Source organism: Cohaesibacter sp. CAU 1516 (genome assembly GCF_005771485.1).
Classification (GTDB): domain Bacteria; phylum Pseudomonadota; class Alphaproteobacteria; order Rhizobiales; family Cohaesibacteraceae; genus Cohaesibacter; species Cohaesibacter intestini.
Map to the genome: position 1 here is coordinate 40421 of NZ_VANT01000011.1, position 25137 is coordinate 65557.

The 25137-nt window shown below is 57.7% G+C and carries 18 protein-coding genes; 1 reads left to right on the plus strand and 17 read right to left on the minus strand.

Features of this window, described 5'->3' with window-relative positions; translation table 11 throughout:
* Nucleotides 1–43: 43 nt before the first annotated feature.
* The 5 genes from FDK21_RS18905 to FDK21_RS18925 all read right to left on the minus strand — a co-directional run bounded on the left by FDK21_RS18905 (nt 44) and on the right by FDK21_RS18925 (nt 7157).
* Nucleotides 44–700, minus strand: coding sequence for a hypothetical protein (locus FDK21_RS18905; RefSeq protein WP_114007979.1), 657 nt, complete (start codon nt 698–700; stop codon nt 44–46).
* 108 nt (nt 701–808) lie between these two features.
* Nucleotides 809–1879 (minus strand): histidinol-phosphate transaminase, encoded by a 1071-nt coding sequence (hisC, locus tag FDK21_RS18910; protein WP_138150456.1) that lies wholly within the window; start codon nt 1877–1879, stop codon nt 809–811.
* Between the two features lie 69 nt (nt 1880–1948).
* On the minus strand, nt 1949–2869 hold the full coding sequence (locus FDK21_RS18915) for a DMT family transporter (RefSeq protein ID WP_246657625.1): 921 nt from the start codon (nt 2867–2869) through the stop codon (nt 1949–1951).
* Nucleotides 2870–2997: 128 nt separating this feature from the next.
* Nucleotides 2998–5886 (minus strand): DNA polymerase I, encoded by a 2889-nt coding sequence (gene polA / locus FDK21_RS18920; RefSeq protein WP_138150457.1) that lies wholly within the window; start codon nt 5884–5886, stop codon nt 2998–3000.
* A 224-nt stretch (nt 5887–6110) separates the two neighbouring features.
* On the minus strand, nt 6111–7157 hold the full coding sequence (locus FDK21_RS18925; RefSeq protein WP_171022155.1) for an acyltransferase family protein: 1047 nt from the start codon (nt 7155–7157) through the stop codon (nt 6111–6113).
* A 547-nt stretch (nt 7158–7704) separates the two neighbouring features.
* Between FDK21_RS18925 and FDK21_RS18930 the strand changes: the two genes are divergently transcribed.
* Nucleotides 7705–9861 (plus strand): transglycosylase domain-containing protein, encoded by a 2157-nt coding sequence (locus tag FDK21_RS18930; RefSeq protein WP_171022156.1) that lies wholly within the window; start codon nt 7705–7707, stop codon nt 9859–9861.
* Nucleotides 9862–9870: 9 nt separating this feature from the next.
* Here the strand turns inward: FDK21_RS18930 and FDK21_RS18935 are convergent, their stop codons facing one another.
* From FDK21_RS18935 to FDK21_RS18990, 12 genes are all read right to left on the minus strand, one after another.
* Nucleotides 9871–10623 carry a SprT family zinc-dependent metalloprotease gene (locus FDK21_RS18935; protein WP_138150460.1) on the minus strand — a complete coding sequence of 251 codons (753 nt, stop codon included), beginning with the start codon at nt 10621–10623 and terminating at the stop codon, nt 9871–9873.
* A gap of 39 nt (nt 10624–10662) precedes the next feature.
* Entirely contained in the window at nt 10663–12447 is a 1785-nt protein-coding gene (locus tag FDK21_RS18940) for an ABC transporter ATP-binding protein (RefSeq protein WP_138150461.1), read from the minus strand.
* Between the two features lie 178 nt (nt 12448–12625).
* On the minus strand, nt 12626–13318 hold the full coding sequence (locus tag FDK21_RS18945) for a hypothetical protein (protein WP_138150462.1): 693 nt from the start codon (nt 13316–13318) through the stop codon (nt 12626–12628).
* Nucleotides 13309–14766, minus strand: coding sequence for a hypothetical protein (locus FDK21_RS18950; protein ID WP_138150463.1), 1458 nt, complete (start codon nt 14764–14766; stop codon nt 13309–13311). Before FDK21_RS18950 ends, FDK21_RS18945 begins: the two co-directional genes overlap by 10 nt.
* Before the next feature lie 15 nt (nt 14767–14781).
* On the minus strand, nt 14782–15126 hold the full coding sequence (locus FDK21_RS18955; protein WP_114007989.1) for a hypothetical protein: 345 nt from the start codon (nt 15124–15126) through the stop codon (nt 14782–14784).
* A gap of 67 nt (nt 15127–15193) precedes the next feature.
* Entirely contained in the window at nt 15194–15916 is a 723-nt protein-coding gene (locus FDK21_RS18960) for a hypothetical protein (protein ID WP_138150464.1), read from the minus strand.
* 59 nt (nt 15917–15975) lie between these two features.
* On the minus strand, nt 15976–17574 hold the full coding sequence (locus FDK21_RS18965; RefSeq protein WP_171022157.1) for an SUMF1/EgtB/PvdO family nonheme iron enzyme: 1599 nt from the start codon (nt 17572–17574) through the stop codon (nt 15976–15978).
* A complete protein-coding gene (locus FDK21_RS18970; RefSeq protein ID WP_138150466.1) occupies nt 17564–18754 on the minus strand; it encodes a hypothetical protein in 1191 nt (396 codons plus the stop codon). Before FDK21_RS18970 ends, FDK21_RS18965 begins: the two co-directional genes overlap by 11 nt.
* The gene (locus FDK21_RS18975; RefSeq protein ID WP_138150467.1) at nt 18751–19491 is read right to left on the minus strand and encodes an ABC transporter ATP-binding protein; all 741 of its coding nucleotides are present in this window, start codon (nt 19489–19491) and stop codon (nt 18751–18753) included. The genes FDK21_RS18970 and FDK21_RS18975 overlap by 4 nt, the downstream gene beginning before the upstream one ends.
* Nucleotides 19488–21407 (minus strand): vWA domain-containing protein, encoded by a 1920-nt coding sequence (locus FDK21_RS18980; RefSeq protein WP_138150468.1) that lies wholly within the window; start codon nt 21405–21407, stop codon nt 19488–19490. The genes FDK21_RS18975 and FDK21_RS18980 overlap by 4 nt, the downstream gene beginning before the upstream one ends.
* A gap of 25 nt (nt 21408–21432) precedes the next feature.
* Entirely contained in the window at nt 21433–22587 is a 1155-nt protein-coding gene (locus FDK21_RS18985; RefSeq protein WP_138150469.1) for a hypothetical protein, read from the minus strand.
* Nucleotides 22588–22621: 34 nt separating this feature from the next.
* Nucleotides 22622–25030 (minus strand): virulence factor SrfC family protein, encoded by a 2409-nt coding sequence (locus FDK21_RS18990; RefSeq protein WP_171022158.1) that lies wholly within the window; start codon nt 25028–25030, stop codon nt 22622–22624.
* Nucleotides 25031–25137: the final 107 nt, after the last annotated feature.

Here is a 25137-nt window from a genome sequence, read left to right on the forward strand (position 1 = left end):
CAAGGCATTTGCACGCCTCGCCATAGCCCAATGCGTGTGGGACTTATTTTTTGTTCAAACCTATCGAGGCCCCGCAGGTCACAGAGACTTCATATTTGTAGCTGTCGCGTTGACTCGTGGTGTTGCTCAACTTCCAGCCTTTCTTGGCTTTGTTTTTGCGTGCCGCAACCGCATCCAGCTCGAAATAGGCGTAAGCCTTGACGCTTTGCTGTTTGCTCAGCACCTGCTGCTTGCTTTGTCCCTTGCCCATCAGATATTGCATCCGCAGTGCGCAGCGTTTTTTCGGATCAGAGCCGTGCCATTTGATCGCATGAAGTGGGAGTTTGGCATTGTAATGCAATGAGACCGTGCGTTTGCTGCCAGATCCGACAGCCCGGTGGGCAAAGCTCTTGCTCCAAAGGGCACCGTCCGCTTCGAAATAGCGCACACCCTTGAAGGATCCGAGCTTCATGGCGACGATGCGCTTGCCGCTTTTCGCTTTGGCATAGAGCCCCAGCGGGAAGGTATAGCTGGTGGTCTTGATCTGGGTGTAGCCGTTGCCATTGGCCGCAACATAGATCGATTTGGGATTGATACCATCGCGCTTGACCTCAACCTTTTCGATCCAGTCCTTGGCGTGGGCCACGGAGGGGACGGCGAGGCCGGTAGCGACAATGCCAGTGGTGAGACAAGCGGCGATGAGAGCGGTTTGTTTGAACATGGGAATTCCTTTCATGAGTGATATCCGCGATTGCTGTTTCCCATCAGTCGCGGCCACCCCGGAAAGGGTTCTTCCAAAAAACTCAAAAACTACGCAATTGTACCTAACTTAGTTCGGAGCACCTCGCAGGATCTCCTTGAGCGACGTCACCAGAGCCTGACATTCCGTGCTGGTGCCGATGGAAATTCTCAGCCAGTTGTCAATCCGTGGGTGGTTGAAATGGCGCACCAGAATGCCGCGCTCACGCAAGGCGGCTAGCAAAGTGGCCGCAGGCATATCCCCGTGGGAGGCAAAGACAAAGTTGGTGGCCGAGGGCAGCACGTCAAAGCCGAGCAATGTCAGATCACCCACTAGCTGTGCCCGGTCCGACTTCACTTTGGCAATCGTCTCCTCAAAGCCTTCCCGGTCCTGCCAGGCGGCGAGCGCCGAAGCGAGCGCCAACCGCCCAAGCGGATAGGAATTGAAGCTGTCCTTGACCCGGATGAGGCCTTCGATCAGATGGGGTTGGCCGAGTGCAAAGCCAACGCGCATCCCGGCCAAGGCGCGGGACTTGGAGAAGGTCTGCACCACCAACAAGTTGTCATAGAGTGGGATCAGGCTTGCGGCACTGTCAGCACCGAAAGCGACATAGGCTTCATCGACCAGCACCACCACATCGGGGTTTTGCTGCAAGATCTGTTCAATTGCCGCCAGAGGCTGAGCAATGCCCGTTGGCGCGTTGGGGTTGGCCACCACGATGCCACCACAGGGGCGGGCATAATCTTCCAGCCGATAGCTGAAAGTCTCATCCAGCGGGACCAGTTGATGTTCGATCTCGAACAAGCGGCAATAGGTCTTGTAGAAGCTATAGGTGATGTCAGCAAAGAGGATCGGCTGTTTGCCCGAAAAGAAGGCGCGAAAGGCATGGGCCAGCACTTCGTCCGATCCATTGCCGGCAAAGACATGGGATGCATCCAACCCATGGCTTTCGCCGATGGCCGTGCGCAGGGCACTGGCGGTCGGGTCGGGATAGAGCCGCAGATCCTCTCCTGTCTCGGCCCGGATCGCGTCCAATATCTTGGCCGATGGCCCATAGGGGCTTTCATTGGTGTTGAGCTTGATCACCCGCTCGCCCTTGGGCTGCTCACCGGGAATATAGGGCTGCAAGTCCCCAACAATCGGGCTCCAGAATTTCGACATAAGTGGGCTCCTTGGGCAACGTGGGAATGGGCGTAGCGCGAGCGAGTAGAAAATGCAATCCAATCCGCTTTATCCTTGCTTGCTGCGCCCCAAAATAAACAGGCCCGACAGGACGATGAGGACGGAGCCGAAGAGCATGGCTGGGGTGAGGGGTTCGCCGAACCATAGGACGCCGAGCAGCACGCCGAAAATCAGGCGGGAATAGCGAAACGGGGTAACGGCAGAAATCTCACCAGTGCGCATGGCTTTCATCAGACAAGCATAGGCGGCGACGCCAATGAGGATCGCGATGACAGTATAGATGAGTGCTGCGGATGTCGGAGCACGGAAGGCTTCGCCCTGCCAGAGTTGCAAAATGAGTCCCGCTGCAGCCAAGGCCAGAAACCCGTAAAAGCCGAGCTGCGAGGTGCTGATGGTGGACGGGGCCGCACGGCTTGCCAGATCCCGACCCGCAAAGCCGAACATGCCGATCACGGCCAAAATCGAGAGCAGAGAAAAACCGTCGGTGCCGGGGCCAATGATGATCAACACCCCTGCCAAACCGACGCCGATGGCCGACCAGCGCCGCCAACCAACCCGCTCGCCAAACAATAGGGCGGCGGCGGCCACCACGACCAGAGGCGTCGCCTGCAAGATGACCGAAGTGGCCGACAGAGGGGTCAAGACAATCGCCAAAGCGTAGAAGAGTCGACCGGTCATCTCGAACAGAGCACGGATGCCCATAGCCGGTGACAGGATGTCTTGGGTGAAGAGACGCTCGCGACGCAAGATGCTCGCTAAGGCAAACACCAAGGCGCCGCCAAGTCCAAGCAATGCCATAATCTCACCGATTGGCAGCGTCACAGCCAGGAGCTTGACCGCCGTATCCTCCAATGCAAAAGCTGCCATAGAAGCAACCATCCAGAGGCTGCCCATCAGGTTGGCATGTCGACTGAAACGGGCTTCTTCCGCTGGCTTTGCAGGGCCGTGCGATGTGGCTTGGTTGATCATGGTGGCATGGTCTCGAAGGAAAACTGGGCAGAGCAAAACACCCTGCCCTGACGGGGCAAGAGACTGCACTCTAGGCGTATTTGCGTCACCTTGACCAGCCCCAAACTGCATGGGGGAGGCTGGTTGCTCTAGTGCGCTTCGTCCCAATTGTTGGCCGCTTCGGCATCGACCTTCAAGGGCACGCTGAGCTGGAGGGCGGGCATTGGGGCATTTTCCATGATGTCACGAACCACTTTGATGGTGCTGTCGACTTCCGCTTGAGGCACTTCGAAGATCAATTCGTCATGCACCTGCAACAGCATGCGGGCGGAAGAGCCAGCCGCCAAGAGGGCGTCATCCATGCGCACCATCGCACGGCGGAGGATGTCGGCCGCCGAGCCCTGAATTGGGGCGTTGATGGCGGCGCGTTCCTGAAAGGCCTTCATATTCGGGTTTTTCGACTTGATGTCCGGATAGTGGATCTTACGGCCAAAGATGGTTTCGACATAGCCCATGTCACGGGCCTGCTGTTTTGTGTTTTCCATATAATCGCGGATACCGGGGAAGCGGGCGAAATAGGTGTCGATATAATCTTTCGCTTCGGTGCGCGAAATGCTCAGCTGGTTGGCCAGACCAAAGGCCGAAATGCCATAGATGATGCCGAAATTGATCGCCTTGGCCCGGCGTCGGGTCGCCGGATCCATATCCTCGATCGGCACATTGAACATTTCCGACGCGGTCATGGCATGAATGTCGAGGCCGTCTTCAAAGGCCTTTTTCAGCTGTTCGATATCGGCCATATGGGCCAGCACGCGCAATTCGATCTGGCTATAATCGGCAGAGATCAGCTTGTTGCCTGCATCGGCCACAAAGGCGGTGCGGATCTTGCGGCCCGCTTCAGTGCGAATTGGAATATTCTGCAAGTTCGGATCGGACGAGTACAGGCGCCCAGTGGTGGTCGCAGCCAGAGAATAGGATGTGTGAACGCGCTTGGTCTCAGGGTTGATGAAGCCGGGCAGCGCGTCGGTATAGGTGCTTTTCAGCTTGGACAGCTGGCGCCATTCGACGACCTTTTTCGGCAGATCATGACCCTCGGCGGCCAGATCTTCCAGCACGCTGGCCGAAGTGGACCAAGCGCCGGTCTTGGTTTTTTTACCGCCGGGCAAGCCCATTTCGCCAAACAGGATGTCGCCAAGCTGCTTTGGCGAGCCGATATTGAAGGGCTGACCGGCAAGAGCGTGGATTTCTTCTTCCAAGCCCGCCATGCCTTGCGCGAAGGTGCCGGACAGGCGCGACAGGATCTGGCGATCGACCGAGATGCCGCGCTTTTCCATTTTGCGCAAAACCGGCAGCAAGGGTCGCTCGAGCCGTTCATAGACCGTGACCATGCCATTGGCAGCAAGGCGCGGCTTGAGGATCATCCAGAGGCGCAGGGTGACATCGGCATCTTCGGCGGCATAGGCGCTGGCTTTGTCAATCTCCACCTTGTCAAAGGTCCGCAGGCTCTTGCCGCTGCCTGCCACTTCTTTAAAAGGGATCGGCTTGTGACCAAGCCACAGCTCGCTCAGCTCGTCCATACCGTGGCCATGCTTGCCAGCATCGAGCACATAGGACAGCAGCAACGTGTCGTCAAGCGGCGCCAGATCGATGTCATAGCGTGAGAGCAACAGGGTGTCATATTTGAGATTCTGGCCGATCTTCAACACGCTTGGATCTTCCAGCAAAGCCTTTAATCTGGTGACAGCCTCTTCCAGCGGGATCTGGCCTTCGACCAGCCCACCGCCGAACATGTCACCCTCGCCACTGACATGGGCCAGCGGAATATAGCAGGCTTTGCCCGGCTCGGTCGCCAGAGACACGCCCACCAGATTGGCCTGCATGGCATCAAGGCTGTCGGTTTCGGTGTCCAACGCCACATGGCCAATGCGGCGGGCCTCGGCGATCCAGCGATCCAGAGTGTCAAGGCTGGTGACGGTCTCATATGTTTCGTGATCGATGGGCAGTGCGCCGATTTCACTTGCCATACGGGCCGCCAGATCAGCCGGGGACGGATTGTCCTTGTCACCACTCTGTGCGGACTCTTCTGCAACGTCAGGCATTTCCCAGCCGGCCACCTCAATGCTTGCCTCATCGACATGCTCAGCATCGGTGTCAGTCAGTTCGGCAATGCGGCGCGTCAGGGTGGTGAATTCCATCGCCTTGAGGAAGGATACCAGCTTTGGCCCTTCCAGATCGCAGCAAACCAGCGCGTCGAGACCCAAAGGCAGCGGCACGTCGCGCTTGAGGAACACCAGTTCTTTCGACACACGGGCCTGATCGGCAAATTCAATCAGATTTTCCCGGCGCTTCTTCTGCTTGATGGTGTCAGCCTTGGCCAACAGGCTTTCCAGATCGCCAAATTCGTTGATCAGCAGCGCTGCGGTTTTCACGCCGATTCCCGGCACGCCGGGAATGTTGTCAACCGAATCGCCCGCCAGAGATTGCACTTCGACCACCTTGTCAGGGGTGACGCCAAATTTCTTCATCACCTCTTCGTCATCGATGCGCTTGTTCTTCATGGTGTCGACCATGGAAATGCCCGGCCGGATCAGCTGCATCAGATCCTTGTCCGAGCCGATGATGGTGACATCGGCCCCTTCAGCCAAAGCGCGTTCGGCATAGGTGGCGATGATGTCATCGGCCTCATAGCCCTCAAGCTCGATGCAGGCGACATTGAAGGCACGCACCGCATCGCGGATCAGGCCGAATTGCGGCACCAGATCTTCCGGCGCGGGCGGACGATGGGCTTTATATTGATCATAAATATCATTGCGGAAGGTCTTGCCCTTGGCGTCAAAAATTACGGCCAGATGGGTCGGCTGAACCCCTGCCAGTCCCTTGTCGCCTTCTTGCATGAGCTTCCAGAGCATGTTGCAAAAACCAGACACCGCGCCAACCGGAAGACCATCGCTTTTGCGGGTCAGCGGTGGCAACGCATGATAGGCCCGGAAGATGTAGGACGATCCGTCAACCAAAAAGAGATGCGGCTTGTCTGTCATGAAAGTCTCCCTGCCGGCCTTTGGCCGTGTCCTGTCTTGCTTGGCGTCTGGATTTGGATCTGGTGTCTGGTTCAGCACCATGCACGATGCGAACAAACCATGATCATCATTACGCGTGACCTTAGCGCACCGACGCCACAGAAGAAAAGAGAAAAGGACAAAATGCCCCCGACTGCACACACGCAGCCGAGGGCATGATCTTTGCGGCGAATTGTCTGCTCCGACTATTCAGCAGGCAGATAGACCGGTTTTTCCGCTTTCTTGCGGGTCAGTCGCGCCCAGTTGGGGCGCTGGTAAAGATAGTGCAACAGCGGCAGGCGCTTGCACAGCTCATACATAGCAATCGCGCCGAGAATGGCAATCACGGAGACGAGGAAGGAAATCATGCCTGCGCCACAGACGGTACACAACTTTGGCAATAACAGGCGTGAGACGCCCATCGGCAAAAAGAAGCCAAGATAGATCGGCAGCGAGCGCTGGCCACAAAAGCGCAGGATCTGCGCCAGACCGCGGCTTGGCAGAATGGCGAGGAAATCAATCACCGCGACAAAGCCAAGAATGCCCATGACGATGGCAACCGGGGTGAACTGGGCATAGCCGAAATAGAGCACGGCTCCGTTGGCGACCACCCAGACAGCAAGACCAACTATGGATGCCAGCTTCTGTTCGCGGGCGGTTTCGGCCATTTTGAACCAGATGTCGCGGCCAAAATGCCCAACGAGGAAGAAGACGTAATATTTCGAGAAGAAGTCAACGACCTCGATGCCTGTAGCACTCAGGATATATTTGCAGGCCACGGCAAACGCAAACTGGGCCAGCATCGGCACGCCTGCGCTCAGCCGCAACACAAGGAAATAGATCGGCAACAGATAGATGAACCACAACATCCCGAAAGGCTGGACAAAGGAGCTGAGATAATAGAGCAGCGTGCCTTCCTTGCCGAATTCACTGATAAAAAATGGTGCCTTGAAGACGAACTGAATGGTCATCCAAAGGAAGTAGAAATAAAAGAAATGGGCAAATTTGCCATCAAGGAATGGACGCCACTCCTTGCTGATCGCCTTGGCGGCAAACAGGCCTGCGACGGCAAAGAAGACCGGCATACGGAAGGTACTGGCAAAAGCCACCACATAATGCATGAAGCCTTCGGTCCCGAGATATTTCTCCACGCCTCCGGTGGAATGCATGATGACGACCAGCAATATGGTCATGCCCTTGGCGAGATCCACCCAGGCAACGCGATTTTTTTGTGCAGGCGATGTATCCGACATGGCCATCTCTCCAACCCTTCGGCCGCTTTGACAGGCGGCGGGGTCCCTCATGTTTTCGTAAAATTTTATCTATTCTGTAAGTACTATCGCTCAGTTTTTGCAATCATGCGCGGCCTAGTTGCGGTTAACGTTAACTTAACAATCAACCTATTGAAATTTAACACTTAAATAGCTTTCAACTGATTGTGAACGGCGGGACTTTACGGGATCTTTGGCCTGTTTTTTTCGGTGTTGGTCAGTCTGTCGGGTGTGCCAAGGCGACACACAGCATTAACAGGCTATTTGCCATCCGGTCGCTAGACTGGGGCCCGAATCATGCCATCTGGAGGGGCAAATGGCGTCTTTCCCACGAATTTGCCTCAATCCGGGCGCATAGACCATGCCCAACCATAACCAAGACAAGTCACTCCGCCTTGTCGACTGCTCTGAAACGTGGACATTGTAAGCCAATATGCCTCGGAAAAGACCTCCCGGCCCTGCCGACATGCCAAACGAAACGCGGCCCAACAGAGCCCGACCCAAAGCATCCCGGCCAAATGACATCCGCTTGACGGAAGATGATCGCAGTCATCCCGGAGCGCAGCGCAAGCGCCCGACCAAGAAGGCTACCCGCAAAGAGGATGCTGGGCGCAAGGAAGGGGCTGGACGCAAACGACCGGCAGCATCCGCAAAAGGCGGGAATGGTGGCGCACGGGGTGGCGCGGGCAATGGTCGCAAGCCAGCGGCGCGTGCCAAACGACGGGCACCACGGCGCGGCGTCCTCGGCTTTTTGTTCCGCGTGGCACGGGACGTCACCTACTGGCTGGTCATCCTTGGCCTGTGGGGCTCGATCGTGGCCGGTGGCATATTGCTTTATTACGGGGCGCAGTTGCCGCAATCGACCGCTTGGCGCATACCGGATCGCCCCCCAAACATTCAGATCGTGTCGCTTGATGGCGGCGTCATTGGCAATCGCGGCGAGACCGGTGGGCAGAGGGTGCGCCTGTCATCACTGCCGCCATACCTGATGGATGCGGTGGTGGCGATTGAGGATCACCGTTTCTATTCCCATTTCGGTTTTGATCCGGTTGGCTTTACCCGTGCGATGGTGACCAATGTGGTGCGCGGACGATTGTCGCAAGGTGGCTCGACCCTGACCCAACAGCTGGCGAAGAACCTTTTTCTCGAGCATAAGCGGACCATCGAGCGCAAGGTGCAGGAGCTGATATTGGCGATCTGGCTGGAGGCCAAATTCTCCAAGCAGGAAATCCTCGAAATGTATCTCAACCGGGTCTATCTGGGCGCCGGTGCGACCGGGGTCGATGCGGCTGCGCGCACCTATTACAACAAGCCTGCCTCCATGCTGACCCTGTCGGAAGCGGCCACCATTGCAGGCCTTCTCAAAGCCCCCTCCCGTCTGGCACCAAACCGCAACCCAAAGGCGGCCAAGGAACGGGCCAAGCTGGTGCTGGCAGCCATGGAGCGCGAAGGCTTCATCACGGCTGAAGAGCACAAGCTCGCCCTCACCCAGAAAATCAATGCGGTCGAGCGCCACAAGGCCAGCTCGCTCAATTACATTTCCGACTGGGTAATGGAGCAGGTGCCGGATCTGGTTGGCGAGATCAAACAGGACCTGATCGTGGAGACGACGATTGATTTGCGGATGCAGACCCTTGCAGAAAAAGCGATTTCCAATGCGATCGATGCGTCTGGCAAGAAATATGGGGTTGAGCAGGGCGCTCTGGTGTCGGCGTCACCCTTCGGCGAAATCCGGGCGCTGGTGGGTGGGAAATCCTACCGGGAGAGCCAGTTCAACCGTGCGGTAAAAGCCAAGCGGCAACCGGGCAGTGCCTTCAAGCCATTTGTCTATCTGTCCTCGCTGGAACTGGGCAATCGCCCCGAAAGCATGCGGGTCGATGAGCCGGTCAGCTATCGGGGCTGGGAGCCGAAAAACTACTCCAAGAAATATATGGGTCAGGTCACCTTGAGAAAGGCCTTGGCGATGTCCCTGAACACGGTCGCAGCCCAGCTGACCTTCGAGGTGGGACCGAAACAGGTCATCCAGACCGCGCATAGGCTGGGCATCAAGTCTGATCTGGCCAATCATCTCTCCATCGCACTGGGCACTTCGGAAGTCTCGGTGCTGGAAATGGCTGGCGCTTATATGCCCTTTGCCAATGGTGGAGCGCGGGTGGATCCCTTTATCATCCGCCGGATTCTCAGCAAGGATGGTCAGGTGCTCTACACCCATGGCAACCAGCCGGGCACGCAGGTGATCGAGCCCAATACGCTATCTTTGATGAATTCGATGATGCAGGAAACGCTGATTTCCGGTACGGGCAAGAAGGCCCTTTTGCCGGGACGACCCGCTGGTGGCAAAACCGGCACCTCTCAGAATTACCGCGATGCCTGGTTCGTCGGCTATACGGCCAATCTTGTCACGGCGGTCTGGTTCGGCAATGATGATGGCCATCCGACCAAGCGTGCCTCTGGCGGCAATCTGCCCGCCTCGACGTGGCATGCCTATATGGCCGGGGCACATAATGGCATGACCATTGCCGCCCTGCCAGGGGTCAGCGTCAAACAGCTGGCAGAGACAAGGCGGGTTGCCGGAGGAGAGAAAAATCCTTGGGTCAACCCCGATCTGTTGCCTCCGGGCGAGACATTGGCACCGCCTTTGCCGCGCGAGCGCAAGAGTTTGTTCTCGCGCATATTTGGCGACTAGGGCACCGGTTTAGTCTTCAACCCCATAGCGATGCAGATCGCGGCCATGGTCGCGCAGCCATTTCCGTCCAACTTCGAAAGCGGGGCAGAGATCGGCCACATGGGCCCAGAAGCGGTCTGAATGGTTCATTTCGCGCAAGTGCGCCACCTCATGGGCGGCGAGATAATCGAGCACATGGGGCGGGGCCATGATGATGCGCCAGCTAAAGGACAGCACCCGGTCGGCGCTGCAGGACCCCCAACGGCTGGTGGTGTCCTTGATGCGGATGGCTGATGGACGCCGTCCGAGTTTTTCGGCATGGATAGCAACCGAAGCGGTGAGATCCTGACGGGCCTGTTTTTTCAGCCAGTCGGTCACCCGGCGATTCATGTGGGATTCGTTGCCGCTCACCAGCAAAATATGCCCGCCATCCTCTTCCAACAGTTTCACGGTGCCACGGGCTTCATCTTCATGCTCGAGAGTATGGGGAATGGCCCGAACCGGGATCACGGCCCCATGCTCGAACGGCATGTTGGGCTGGCGGTCGTTGCACTTCTCTACCAGCCAGTCCACATGGCCTTGCAAGAATTGACCGACCTTCTCGGCACTGATATTTGCAGGGCATGTGGCAATTGGCTCGCCGGTTCGGGTGTCAAGGCGCAGGATCAGACGTTTGGCACGCGGATTGAACCGCAGCCGGACGTCAATCGGCCCGGTCGGATGATGCAGCCTGATGATGGGCGGCAGCTCTTTCTTTCGACTGAAAAGGCGTCCGCGGGTCAATCAGCATCCCTTCTCTGGCTCAATTCGACCATTCCAAGATCACTTCTCGATCTGCAGTTTGACAAGGTTGGCATAGAGCCCGCCCTTGGCATGGAGATCGGCATGGCTGCCTTCCTCCACCAACTCACCATCCTTGATGACACAAATCTTGTGGGCATTGCGGATGGTTGACAGGCGATGGGCAATCACCAGCGTTGTCCGGCCTTCGCTCAGTCGGTCAAAGGCCGCCTGCACCTTGGCTTCGGATTCACTGTCGAGCGCTGACGTTGCCTCATCGAGCAGGACGATCTGGGCATTCTTGACCATCGCACGGGCGATGGCGATACGCTGCTTCTGGCCGCCGGAAAAGTTGCTGGCATTTTCACTGACCGAGGTCTCATAGCCATCGGGCAATGCCATGATGAAGTCATGGGCGAAGGCATTTTTCGCGGCCTGTTCGATCTCCGCATCGGTCGCATCAAGGCGACCAAATCGGATATTGTCACGGATGGTGCCAGAGAAAAGCACCGTATCCTGCGTCACCAAGGCGATATGGTCATTGAGCGAGGCAAGTGTGCAGTCGCGAATATCGGTGCCATCAATGCGCACTGCGCCGCCCGTCACATCATGGAAACGCTGGACAAGGGCCATAATGGTCGACTTGCCGCCGCCAGACGGACCAACCAAGGCGGTCGTCTTGCTGCCTTCCAGCGTCAGGGAGAGATCGGAAATGACCGCCTTGTCCTTTCCATAGGAAAAGGCGACATGGTCAAATTTGACCTTGCCCTCTGACACGCCCAACGGTTTGGCATCGGGCTTTTCCACCAAGCGGGTTGGGCGATCGATGACTTCATACATCAATCGAACGCCGACAAGATGGTTCTCAAGGTTGACCTGCAAGCGGCTCAAGCGTTTGGCCGGGTCATAGGCCAGCAGAAGGGCCGTCAGGAAGGCGATAAACTCGCCCGGCGTCTGCCCCCCGAGAATGGTCTGCCAGCCGCAATAGAGGATGACCAGCGCAAAGGCGATGCCACCGAGCGTTTCCATCAGCGGACTGGTGCGGGCGCTGAGATTGGCGATCTTGTTGGCGCGGCGCTCCACCCCTTCAATGGCTTCATTCATCCGCCCGGCCATGATATCGGCCAGACCAAAGGTGCGGATGATGCGGAACCCCTGAGCACTTTCCTGCATGGTCTTGGTGGTCTGGGTCATCGAGACAAACTGATCCTTCGCTATCGAGCGCACCCTTTTGATCAGTTTGGCCACCACGAAAATGGCAATCGGCGCAATCACGAAGGCGATCAGCGACATGGTTGGATTCTGGATGACCATCACCGCCACCAGCCCGATCAACGACAACAGATCGCGGCCAAAGCTGGTGACCAACAAATCCATCACGGCACGGGCCGCCGCGGCATTGTGGCCAATGCGGGTGATCAGCTCACTCGATGGATAGTCTTCGAAAAAGTCCGCCCCTTGGGCCATGAAGTGGCGATAGAGCTTGCGTTGCATTTCCGCGACAATTGCGTTGCCTATCCGGGCCATCGTCGTGGTTTGCATGAAGGTGGCAAAGCCTTTGGTCATGTAGATCGCCATTACGACAAGCGATACCATGACGACGCGATCGAAATCCTTGGACACGAAGATTTCGTTGATCACGTCGCGCATGATCCAGGCACTCAGCGCCGTGCTGGCTGCCACCAACCCCATGAAAAAGAAGGCAAACGCATAGCGTTTGGCATAGACGCGAAAATTCTCCGACAGCAGCCGATGAATGAGATAGCGGGACGTTTCAGGGTTGGAGAAATAGCGGTGCCATTTGTCGCGCAAGCTTGTGGCGGTCATGCCTGTCCTTTTCGTCGGTCGGCGTTGTCTTGAATGGCTTGAGTGACGGCAACCCCGCCTCCTTGATGCCTCTAGCAGGGTTGTTTATCGCTTTTTTGTAACCGAGAAAAGGCTTAATCGTATCCTCCACGTCCTCCCTTTGCGGCAGTTTTGCTGTCTCCTTGCATAGTTCCCCTGCTTATTGATCGGTTTGGAGCACTTTTTCCAACAAGGCGCGCCGGGTTGCCATTTCGGTATGCATGAGCTGACGCGTGTCATTTGGCATATTCGTCGCCTCAATCACATCAATCGCGTCGACTGTGACCATGTAAACATGCTCAAAATTCAAAGGCCATCGCATCTGGCGAGAGACGTCGTAGACACGCTGCCTCCGGCTTTCGCAGGAGAGAATTTTCCACCCTTTGACCAGATACTTGCATGCCTTGGCTGCGTTGTGTCCCCAAGCCTTGGCATCACCTAACTTGCCTTGCTTGGCGAAGCCTGCTGCGGCGGCCACCAAACCACAGCCAATCGTGGCCTTGGACGGCGGCCCCTGATCGACAAGAGACAGCCCGGTAAATTCATCGAGCAACAGGCTAAAAACCCGCTGGTAATCCTTGCTGCAAGCCGCTTGGGCCAAGGCGTTTGAGCATTGGATCAAGGCCGTAAATTGCCTGTCCGAACCGTGCATTTGTGCCCTGAGCGAAGGATCAACAATCGAAAGACTTGCCGCCCCATAAACAGCAGAAGGGGAAAGCGTGCCACACAGACGCCGGACCGCTTTTTCCTTGGCCGTGAGGATCTCGGCCTGACTGGCCACAGAAGGCAGCAGGGTGCCCATTGCGCAAAGGCCAATGACAGCAATCAGGCGCAACGCCGATTTTATCGACATGCTTGAGCCCCCTGCTGATTGCCCAATGCGAGTAGCAGATCTTCAAGCGATCCGTTGGAGCCCGCCTGATAGATATTGCCCGACGTCGCTTGCGCGACGCAGGCCAGCACATCACCGCCACCCATCGAGATAACATCAACCCGGACACCGGTCTGTGCCTTGGCGACCGCACAAGGGTCCGCGTCACAGGTATCCTTGCCATCGCTGACGAAAATCACGCGGCCACCCGGCTTTTGTGCCGCTTTGCTCATGGCCGTCTTCAGTGCAATGGCCGCTGGCGTGGCGGGTTTGGCTTCCAGCGCGCGCACCTTGTCCACCAGACGTGCGCGTCGGCTGGCATCATAGTTGCCCATATCGACAACCCCTTCACAGCCAGCAAAGGAGACGACCCCGAACTCGATTTGCGGATCGATTTTCTGCGACAGGGCCGCCACCGAATCCTTCAGGACATCCAGACGCTTGCGGCCATTTTGTTCGACATAGCTGTTATAGAGCCTGCGTGCATTCCATCCTGCTGAGCCGCCCTTTTCCATCAAGCCTTCCAGACGGGTGGCCAACGCATCATCCATGTCCTGGGGCAGCGCCATGCTCCGAGAATGGTCAAGGGCCAGCACGATATAGGGATTGGTCCGTTTGCCTTCCGGGCATGGATTGTTGCCATTCGGCTTTTGGGCCGTGGCGGGCGGAGTGCCCGCGGGCGGCGGCGTACCATTTGGAGACGCTGGTGGGCTGGCTGGTGGTGTAGCAGGTGGAGATCCCGGCGGCGGATTTCCAGCGCCGGGCGTTCCCGGAGCAGCTGGCGGCGTGGCGGCACCAGGCGCGCTGGCTTCGGGGTCAAGAGGGGCCCCATTCAGCGGGGCGGGCTTGGGCAAGGGCATGCCGGGACCCTTGGCCTTTGGATCTGCGGTTGCATTGTCCGCCTTGGACGGGTCTAGCTCAGGACTGGTTGGATCGGCCTCGCCTTTTGCGATCCCGGGCATAGTGCTGCTGGGCGGTGCTGTGTCCGGACTGGTCGCGCCGGGGGTGACAGCGGGTGCGCTCCCCGGACCAGCACTTTGGGCATCAAGAGGGCTTGTTGGAGCCGGGGCCGCTTTTAGGATGCCGGGTGCGACAGGCGCGAGGGCTTGCGGCACGGCAACGGATGGCGATGTGGAACCAGCAACTGGGGGAACCACGACAGAATGCGTATCCATCGGGGCCGCCCTGAAACTTGCTGGCGGGCAGAATTCGGGTTCCGCCTTCAATCGCTCAAGGCTCTGGACTTGCCGATAGAGTTCATTGATCCGGGCGACATTGGGCAACGGATCGCGCGAGCACCAGGCAATTTCGACACCGAAAATCCGGATGCCGCACGCCTTCAAGGCAACATAGCCCAGCGAGACCAGCAAGCAGACAAGCAGCAACCACAACAGGATGCTGACAGCTGAACGAGAGAGAGATCGAAACACCGGCTTCTTACGCCCCTACTGCATCATGGCCTGAATCTGTTGTTGCAAGGCCTTCACTTCCGCTTCAAGGCTGGCGATCCGGGCGTCATCGGCCCCTCCCGACCGGGCTGCTTCCAGCTCGGCCCGCTTTTGGGCAAGCTGAGCCTTGGCACGGGCCAGTTCTGCCTGACGGTCATAGGCAATCATCCGCAATTGGTTGGTCTGGGCAGCATAGGTGCCGTTTTTCAGATTGCCTCTGGCGCACCAGTAATTGTCATAGCGGGCGTCCCCGGTGCAGGTGCTCTGGCAGGCGGAGAGCAGAGGTGCCGCCGCCAACAGGCAGAGAGCGGTGATCGCTGTCGATGTGATGGTCTTTGCCATTGGGAATTGTCTCCAAATCTATGGAGCGGCCCGACATCCACCGGGCACGCATCCATCTGGTTAATGACTAATTGAAGGCGAGGTCGAGATCGTCCGGCACACGGGAATAGGCGGTTTGCAGGGCGTCACGTTGCTTGGTCAGCGCGGCCTTTTGTGCTTTGAGCTTGGCGATCTGTGCATCAACCTTAAGCTTTTTGTTCTTTTTGACCGCCTCCAGATCGCTGATGTCGCGATCAACATTGTCAACCTGATCGTTGATGATGCGCATATTCTCACGCGCACTGAGCATCTGATTGCGATAGGTGTCCCGATCGAGGGTGCCCGCCTGATAGCTGGCATTCATCTGCGGGATCCGCTGGTTGGCATTGGCCGTCAGCTTGGCGGTCATGTTGGCCATGCTGCGATAATAGGCAATGCTCTTTTCAGTCGCAGCGATGATCGACTTCAGTTCATCCTGCTCGGCCGAGACTTCACGGGTTTCCTTGTTGACCTTGCTGGCATCCACACCGCCCATGACACCACCGGCCAAGGCTCCAAGGCCAGCCCCACGCAGCATCGAGCGTTTGTCGCCACCCGAAAGAATGAGGCCAAGACCACCACCAACGGCAGCCCCGATCAGCGCGCCGGTTGCCACGCCCTGCACGACCCGCTTGTGCTCGGTCTGTTTCTGACGCAAGGCAATTTCTGTCGGCGTGAGATGCTCATTCGGTTGTTTGGTGGCAATGCAGCCGGAAATCGTCACGGAAAGGGCCAGCATGGTTGCCAGCATCCGGAATTTTAGTTTAACCATACCCAATATCCTCAAGGTCGCTTGTTTGTAGAAATAGAAAAATCAATGAATTAGGAGCCTCACAGACCGCTTTCCTCCGGGATCGGATTGATGAAATGCAGCAGGTTGCTTCGGTTGCGTCGCTGCCTGAATTTGCGGATCGAAATCTGGAGCTGCTCGACAAAGCGCTTCATGTTTTCGTCGCCACGCTCCATAAGCGAACGCTTGACGATGCTTGCCTGTCGCTCCAATTCCTCATCGCTATAAGCGGACAAAGTGTCGACGGTTTCGAAATAGGCGTCTTCGATCAGTGTGAAATGGCCAAACTCGGCCCGGATTTTTGGGGGATAGAAATCCATGCCGATCTTGGTTTCCTTGGCCTGCTGATAGCCTGCTTTCAGGCTCTTGATCGCCCGAGCACTGAGATAGACCTCCATCGCCTGCAGCCCACCGCTGGACAAGGTCACTCGCAGATTGCGCGCCTTGAGCGCATTGCGCCGGGTGAATTCCTGCTGAAGCTGATTTTGCAGCTGATCGATTTTTGCCCGTAATTCCTCATTCTCGACCTGACTGGCCATATCCGCCATTTGCTGCAAGGGCTGGTCATTGGCGTCGCCTTCCACCTGTCGCTGGGCTTCCTCAAAGGCGGATTCCAGGCGAGGCACCTGATCCACATCGCGCGGCATGGAGGAGGTGCCGACCATGATGCGAAAGCCCATGGACCGGCGTTTAAACTCGCCTTTCAGCTCGGCGGAAAAGAAGGGATGTTCGTCGCGGCGGGCGGAATTGATCAGGTCGGGCTGGTCCTTGAAAGAGCCGCCACGGGTAACATAACCCCCAATCGCCCCATGGACCCGATCTGGTCGGCGCATACGGAAGGGTTCGAGAACGATTTCTTCGGCATTGCCATAGACGTCATAGAGACCCGCCGGGTTCGGCTTCTTCTTGCCGATCAGTTTGGGTTTGCCACCAGACGATGTCGCGCCATTGTACCAGGCATAATCATCCATGGTGCCATCTGAAAAGAAGAGCGGTTCATTGCGCTGGGCCGAAGACACCTTGCTGCCGCCACGGGCCGCATATTCCCATTCCACCTCGGTGGGGAGGCGGACGAAGCCATTTTCCGCGCCGATCTGGACCAGCAGCGGCATCATGCTTTCTTCGTTGCCATAGAGCCAGCCATTGAGTTTGCGGGTGAAATCAACCGCATCATACCAACTGACATTGGTCACGGGTTGATTGAGCTTGCGGGACATCCGCCTTGGGCACGCATCCGGCCCCTTGGTCACCGCCTCATACTGGCCAAGGGTCACTTCATAGGCGCCGATCAGATAGTAGCGCTGATTGGCCACCACATCGTTCAGCGTACCGGCAATATAATCGGTGTGATCTTCCTCAATATAGCCACGGGTCCGCCCGGCATCGCGCCCCAAGGTGACGCGCTGATCGCTCAAGGGACCTGCGGCAGAGTCCAGATCTTCGGTCACAGTGACGATTTTGCGCAATGCGATCTTGCCGCCACAGGGAATGGGCAGGAACAGCATATCCTCGCCGCCAGCGGGATTGTAATATTTCGGATCCCACGTTTCTTGCGCCTTTGCCTCGATATCGGGTGCCAAGAAGGCACTCAAGCTGGCCATCAGACCGATGGCGATGCATTTGTTGAAATCACTGATCACGGAACAGGTCCCCCGGTCTGATTTTGGATGATTGAAAAGCAATGAAGGAGGCAAGCAGCAACTGAAGGCAGAGCACCACCCCATTCAGCAGGGCGAGATGATCCATCGGCAGCACGAATATGTCGCCGCGCCGATCGAGAAACAACCGGAATTGCTGATTGCCCAGCGCCATGGCAGCCAGCGCTAGGGCATTGGCGACGAGCAGGCCACCCAAGGCGTTGAACAGGCCGATAAAAATGAAATAAAGCCCAGTGCCCGGCTGCTTCTGGCCCATCAGGCCCAGCAAGGCGATATGGGACTTCAATCGCTCGAGCTGCACCACCATGAAGGACCAGATCGACAGAACAAGGCCGATCAAGAGGATGACGGCGAGGGCGATGACGATCCAGCTGAGGATCCGGTCAAGGCGACGGATGGCTTCGATGCGCTGGGCGTTGCTCTCAACACTGAAGGCCAGACCGCGCATTTGGGCGGCGAGGTCGACCACAGCCTCAATGTCCCGCGCATAGAGCCTGAGGCCGGAATGGACATTTGGACGGGTCAATGGGTCCCGGCCTGTCTCACCACGACGGGGCACCGCATAGCCATCCAAAAAGGCTTCGACATCTGCGATGATCGACGGCGCGACAAAGACCCAGTTGCCTGAGATTCCTTCTATTGAGGTAATCCCCACCACCGTCAACGGGATGCGCATATGTTCGCTTTGATTGCGCCGGCTGTTGGCAATCTGGAAGGCGTCGCCAGCCTTCAGTCCCATCTTCTCGGCAAGGCCCGACGAGAGGATCGCGTCGCCCTCTTGCTGCAATGCCAAGCCATCGGGGATCAGAGGGTCACCAACGCCTGTTGGCATAAGGGAGACAGGGGTGCGGTTGCGCCCTGTTGGCTCGCTGGCGAAGGCGCGGCTGGCCAGATAGCGTGCCGTCGGCATGGCAAAGCCAACGCCTTCAAGGCTGGCAATCCGCGACAGCATATCAGGGGTGATGCTGTAATCTCCCTTGACCCGGATTTCGAGGCTGGCGGGTGAGGAGCGCAACTCATCCATCATCGACTGGATGAAGCCGACCTTCATGGACCACAAAACCAGCATCGGCAGCAGCACCGAGACAAGGGCGACCATTGCGGCAATGTTGGGGCGCGGCGTTCTGAGAAAACTCTTCAAGGCAAGGTCGAATGCAATCATGAGCGCCGCCTGCCCTGTTGCTTCTGGCGAGCTTCCAACTCACCGATCAGATGGGTCGGGGCGGGGCGGCTGGTATTCAGGTGGCAGAAATCAAAGCCCGCGCGTTCGGCCAATGCCCAGTCATGGGTGATCATGATCAGGGCTGCCCGGCTCTGTCTGGCTGCCCAGTCGATGGCTTCCAGACAATCCCAAGCGGTTTCGGGGTCAAGCGCGCCGGTGGGCTCATCGCAGAGGATGACGCTGGGGCGATGACAAAGGGCGCGCGCGATGGCGGTGCGCTGCTTCTGGCCTTGGGAAATCTCCCCCGGCAATGCGGATGCGATGGAGGCAATGCCGAGGCGATCGAGCAATTCGCCAATAAAGGCCGGATTGGGCTTTTTCGACAGTCTCTGTTGCAGAGTGATATTTTCCAACACCGAGAGGAACGGGAAGAGCGGACTTTTCTGCATCACATAGCCGAAATGGGCCGCCCGCAGGGCCGCCGCTTTGCGTCTGTTGCGCGCCATTGGCCGCAGATCGATCGGCTCACCGCCCAGATCCAAAGTGAAATGGGCGCAGAGATCCACCGGGCTGGCCAGTGCCAGAATGTCCATGGCCGTTGTCTTGCCCGAGCCGGTCTGGCCGACAATCGCCACCTTTTCCCCGCCAGAGACGGAGAAGGCGGGAATGCGCAGCTCAAACCGGCGATCCGGGTCGCTCAACAGCTTGCGGGCCATGGACAATTCCAGTTTGATCACGGCATGCGGTCCAGCGAAATGGTGGTGACATATTCCCCTGCGGCGGCATCCTGATGCAAAGCCACCCAGTTATCCGGATTGTCATGCACCCGCTGATAATAGCGCAGCTTTGATTCCAGACTGTTCATCAGGTCGCGCTGCTCAGGCCCGCTCAAGGTCACCCAGTCGCTCATGGTCATGGCCGTGGTCTGGCTTTTGTAGGGCAAGTCTTCCAGATACTCTGCGATGGCATCCCCCAGCTTTTGCTCCTCGCGGACCTGATTGGGATCATTGGAGGCTTGCAAGGCCAGATCCTGAATGTCCTGGAAGAAGGCATTGGCATCGATGATGCCGCCGGGGCGGTTGGCCCGCTCGACGATGGCCTCGAGGTTGCCCGCCATGGTCGAAAGCTGGTTTTTGGTCAGCATCAGGCGAATGTCGAGCGCCTGTCGGCCATAGGCCCCGAAGGCATGATCGATGGTCCAGGCCTTGTAGAAGGTCGGGGCTTCGTCTCCTTCACGATTGCCGCGAAATTCCAGCTGGAAGGCGCGCGCCGCCCGCTGCAAATTGGCCTCGGTCGAATTGTCCGCCTCGTCGGGGGCCGCAATTTCCTTGTCTTCGCGGATCGCCTCGGAAGTCGCAATGATCTTCTGCGCAAAGGTGCCGACCGATGCGCCAAAGGCCCCGACATCGCCGTCCCTGATGTCGGTATAGAGATCATTGACCGAGCCCACCAGGCGCGAGGCAGTGCGGTAACGGGCCTCGGCAGATTGGTGATCCTTGTGGCCAGCGGCGGTTTTCAGATGCATGACCAGCAGACGGATTTGATCATCGGCGAGGTCGCCCGCCAGTTCGGGAATATCGAGCGCATCGATATAATTGTCGCCCTCGCCGGGGGCGCGTGGACCGGCATCGGTGACAAGGATGATGTATTTGGCGGAATATGGCTTCCAGTCGAAGGCGCTTTTGGCATAAGCGATGCCACCGATGGAATCCTCACGGAATCCTTGGGTCGGCACCCGGGCGACATCCATCTGGTCGATGGCAGTGAGGAAATCCTCAACACTGGAATTGGTGGTCAACGGCAGCAGGGCCTTGACGTGATAACCGATGCCCGGATTGGTCATTTCGGACTGGCGAAAGCCAACCAGCCCGAAGGACACCTTGCCGGAAAGCTCGGAATTTTCGATCTCGACGCTGATCTGCTCGATCACTTCCTTGGTCTGGCGAATATAGGGGCGCATTGAGGTGGTGGTATCGATGACAAAGACGATACCGGCATGGAAATCCTGCTCGACCCGTTTGGGTTGTTGCTTGGTGATTGAGGCGACCTCAAGCAGATTGCCTTCATTGTCGTCCGGGAAGTAGGTGCTCTCATGGTCGAGAATCGGCAGCAGGTAGAAGTTGCTGGTGTCATTGATGGCATTTTCCGGCTCCATCGCAATGGCATTGGCGCTGTCGGCAAAAGCCTCCGGGTTGGCCGTGGCGTCGAGTTCTTCCGAGAGTGTGTCAATTGTCTCATAGAAGACATGGCGCACGCGCCCGGCAGCAGCCCGATTGTTGAAGGCAACGACGATGGATTGTTTCCAGTCGACGACCTTCTCCGTTTCGATCCAGCCCTTGGCCCCTCCATGGCTGTTGACACCGACCTCGGTGAAGCCATTTTCCTCGCCATAGACATAATAGACGGCAAAAGCGGGCACCTTTGGATTGATCACCCGGGCAGTCCGGCCCGGTTTGGCGTAGAGCTTGCCACCGGGCTTGGTGACAATGCGCCGAAACAGCGTCTTTTTGCCGGGCATCAACATGGCCTGACGGTCTTGTTGCTGGGCATATGCTTTGGATACCCCATGGCCCATTGGCAGACTGACCCCTGTGGCCAGCAGGATGGCGGCCATCAGAGCCAATTTGGAGAAAAGGCTTTTTGCTCTATGCATTGTCTCGCTCCGGATCGGTCAATAATCAGTTGCAATAGTCGTCGATGGCGATACGCGCCTCGGCATTTTCGAAATAGGTCGGCTTGAGATGCGCGCAGAGACTCTCAATGTTGCGGCTGGCGGTCGCATCCCCCGCCTCGCTTAGACGGCGGTAATATTCAAGTGCCGTTGAAGGATTTTTGACCGCGCTGATGCTGCCGACAGCCGCATCCTTGGTGGGGTCAAACAGGCCTGCATATTCCTGTTGAGCAGGCTTGTGTCCCTTGTCGGCAGACAGGCGCAGGAAGTCCTGTGCGATGTCGACAAGTTCGGCATCATCGCGCGTTTCCCTCGAAGCGCCGTAGAGGGCCTCACCGGACAATTGGCTGTTGCCGAGCATGTCTTGCCAATAGGCCCGGTCGTGCACGGGCGCTGCCGGTGACTGCGTGGCGGGAGGCTGATCATTTTGCGCTGTTTGCGTGTCGGGAGATGCGGTGTCCGGCGCAGTGGAAGCATCCGCTTCTTGCACTGGCGGGGTCGCCTCATCGGTCGTGTTTTCAGCCTGTATAGGCTCCTCGGCAGGGGTCTGCGTTGGTTCCTCGGTTGGCTCGTTCGCCGGTTGCTGATCCACGACGGTTTCGGTCTGTTCGGGTTCCCCGGTGATCAGCGCCATCAGTTCATCGGAATAAAGCCAGACCATGGCCCCCATACCGAACCAGATGACCAAGGCGGCGGCGATGGCGACCCATGTCAACCAGCCTCTGCTGGGAGGTGGTGTTATGACCGGAGCGACGGGCTGTGGTTGCGGGATCGGGTCTTCCGGCTGGAACGGCGCTTTGGGGCCTTCATCTTCTGGCTCCGACGGCAGATCGAGAAGGCTTGCCCCCTTGTTGCTGCGCCCCGAAATCGGAATATCCGGCCAGTAATCCTCAACCTCAATCGCGGCCTCGGGGATGCGCAGGACGATCAGATCGCCATCACGCAAATAGTCGACAATGTCCGGCCCCAGCAGCAAGCGGTCACCTTTTGCCGCCACAGCTTTGATGCCGAAAGGTGTGCCCTGCCAACCCTTTGGTCCCAGATAAAGGTCTTTGCTGGCCTCGCGCTCGATTTCCAGCCGCCAGTCGGGCGCAGCCTCCTGATCGAGACAGAGCCATGCATGGCCCGGACCATGGTCTTTTTCAGCAGTGAGGAAAGTCATAGTGGATATATTCCCGTTGGCTTTTGCGCTGAGATCAGTTGGACAAGATCTGGAGGATGGTGCCGAGCTTGGCATTCAGGGCCGGATCAATGTCAAAGCTGTCGCCTTTGGCATTGTCCTGCACGGTCTGGTCAAAGGCACAGATCCAGTCGTCGACATAATGGATGGCGAAGGGAGCAGCCTCAGGCCCGATCCCGAGCGCGTTGTAAGTGATCGGTTTGGTGCGGAAGGCGTGACGACTTTCGGTTTCCGTCTCGACCATGACCCGGTCCTTCTCTGGCAGCATCGACAGGCCGAGATCAGCAATGAAGCCATTGAGAATGCGCTCGGAGGCCAAGGTCGCCTTGTTGAGAAACTCATCGCGCCCATCGACAAAGGCAATCCGCTTGAGCTGCGCTTCGAGGGTGTCGACCAACGCCACCCGGCGGGCCGCCTGCTGGATTTCCTGCGCCACTTCGCGCAAGGAATCGTTGGAGACATGCACAAAGGTCGCAAAGCTCGCATTGTCCGCCCGCTCGAACAGATTGTCGATCATGGCGGCAATTGCGGCCTCGGCAACCAGCCGTTCTCGAGTCTTGCGTGTCGAGGAAACGGAGGCTGCTGCGCTCTGTGTGGGGGATGCGTCCGGGGCCGCACGCTGGGAGCCGAGTTTGGGTCGGCTGCGGATGGCACGCGGCGCAGCGGCGACTGGGGCAGCAGGGGCCGCAGTCGGGCTGTCCTTGTGGCCGTCGGTGGTCTGGTTGAAGCTTGCCTCATGCAGGCGGTCGGACAGACTGGCCGTTGGCAACATGAATCCACGCAACAAGGAGCCAAAGCGGGCTAGTGAGTCGCAAAGATACAGCTCATCAATGACGATCTGCGCCACGCTCAAGCGGGCCTCCAGACGGGCATCCATGTCCGAGCTGACATGATAGGGCGACAGGCGCTCATAAAGCCGTTGCTTGAGCTTTTTGAGGCGGAAACGGATCTGCTTTTCCTTGATGCCCGGATTGCAAACCGGTGCCAGATTGCGCGCAATGAAAGACGCACCGCCGTCATTCAGCCGCATCATTTCATCAAAGGCCTGTTCGGGATCCTTGAAATGCTCCCGTGCGGATGGCACTCCGGCAAAGGAGGATTTGAGCTCATCAAGGAACGCCTCTTCCGAGCTGCGCACGCCTGCTTCCCGATCCCCTTCAATATCGAAAATTTCGCCATTCAGGATGTTCGGATTGCGCATCAGGTAACAATTGTTGAAGGGCTGGCCCGGGGTCCAGTTTTTGACCCAACTGTCTGCACTGTTGCCATAGGACTGGATCAGCGGATTGTCGATCGCCCCTTCCAGACGGTTTTCAAGGCCAAAGGAGGCGTCGCTGGTCTTTCTTTTGAAATGCAGATCGAATTTGGTGAAGACGAAAAAGAGCAATTCCGCCTTGCCGATCCGGTCTTCCGGCTTTGGACCATGGGTCTCGGTGATCCATTTGGCCACCACCTGTGGCAACTGGTCGACATCGAGATTGTTCGGCTGGGCACAGAGCAGCATCGAGGTGATTTCCTGCTCCTCCACATAGCGCTGGAACAAATATTCCACCTTGCCGCGCAGCATCAGGGTTTGCAGGGTCTTGTCGGGATTCTGTTCGAGATATTTGGCGATGCCGGTCTTGCCTTCGGGCTCGTCATCATCCTCGAAATCAGCCGCTTTCAGCCCGCGACTGCGATAGCCGGGAAAGTCGAGCAGGTCGGTGTGATCAAAGAAATCCCACGGCTTGTCCCGGATGGTGATCCAGATTTCCGCCGTCAGAGCCGCCACTGTCGAGCGGGGCAACCGGGCGGCGCTGCCCGTTCTGTTGCGCACCTCGATCTGTTCAGATGTGCCATCGGACAGACCGCTCAAACCAGCCACGGTGATGATGCTGGTGATATCCGGATTGGTGGCATCAATCGCATCGAGCGGCACGAAAGCGTCCTTGGGGAAGTCCAGACTGCCAAGCGCTGTAACCATATCGCGATAGAGTTTGGTGATGATCGGTTCGCGGCCCCACAGGATCGAGAAAAAGTCACCCAGATCCTCAATCGACAAACGGGTGCAAAGCTCGCCTGCGGCCTTCCAGAAGGCATCAAGCTTGGCGGTCAGAGGCGCATCGGGCAGATACTTTTTGAAATAGTCTTCCAGATCCCAGACATCTTCCAGCCGCAGCCCATTGGCCACTTCCTGCCCGGCCTTTTCGCGGAAAGGGGCGATATGGCTAGCGATCTCGTCGCGTTCGGGTACTTCTCTGGGACGTCCGTCGAGCTGGTAAGCATTGGCGATGATCTTGATGATGTCTGCATGGCTGAGCCAACGCAGGCAGACCGGATAGCCTGCGGGACTTGTTTCCTTGCGGATGGTGAAGCGGGTGACAAGGCCGGTGGATTCCCCTTCTTTGTCGATATTGATCTTTTTGATATAGCTGGAGACCCGCAAAAACCTCTCGCAATATTTGCTGTCGTATGATTCCCTGAAGTCATGGGGGATATGGCATGAATCCAAGCAATTTATTCGGTTTGTCCGAGCATCTTGAGCGTCTGAGC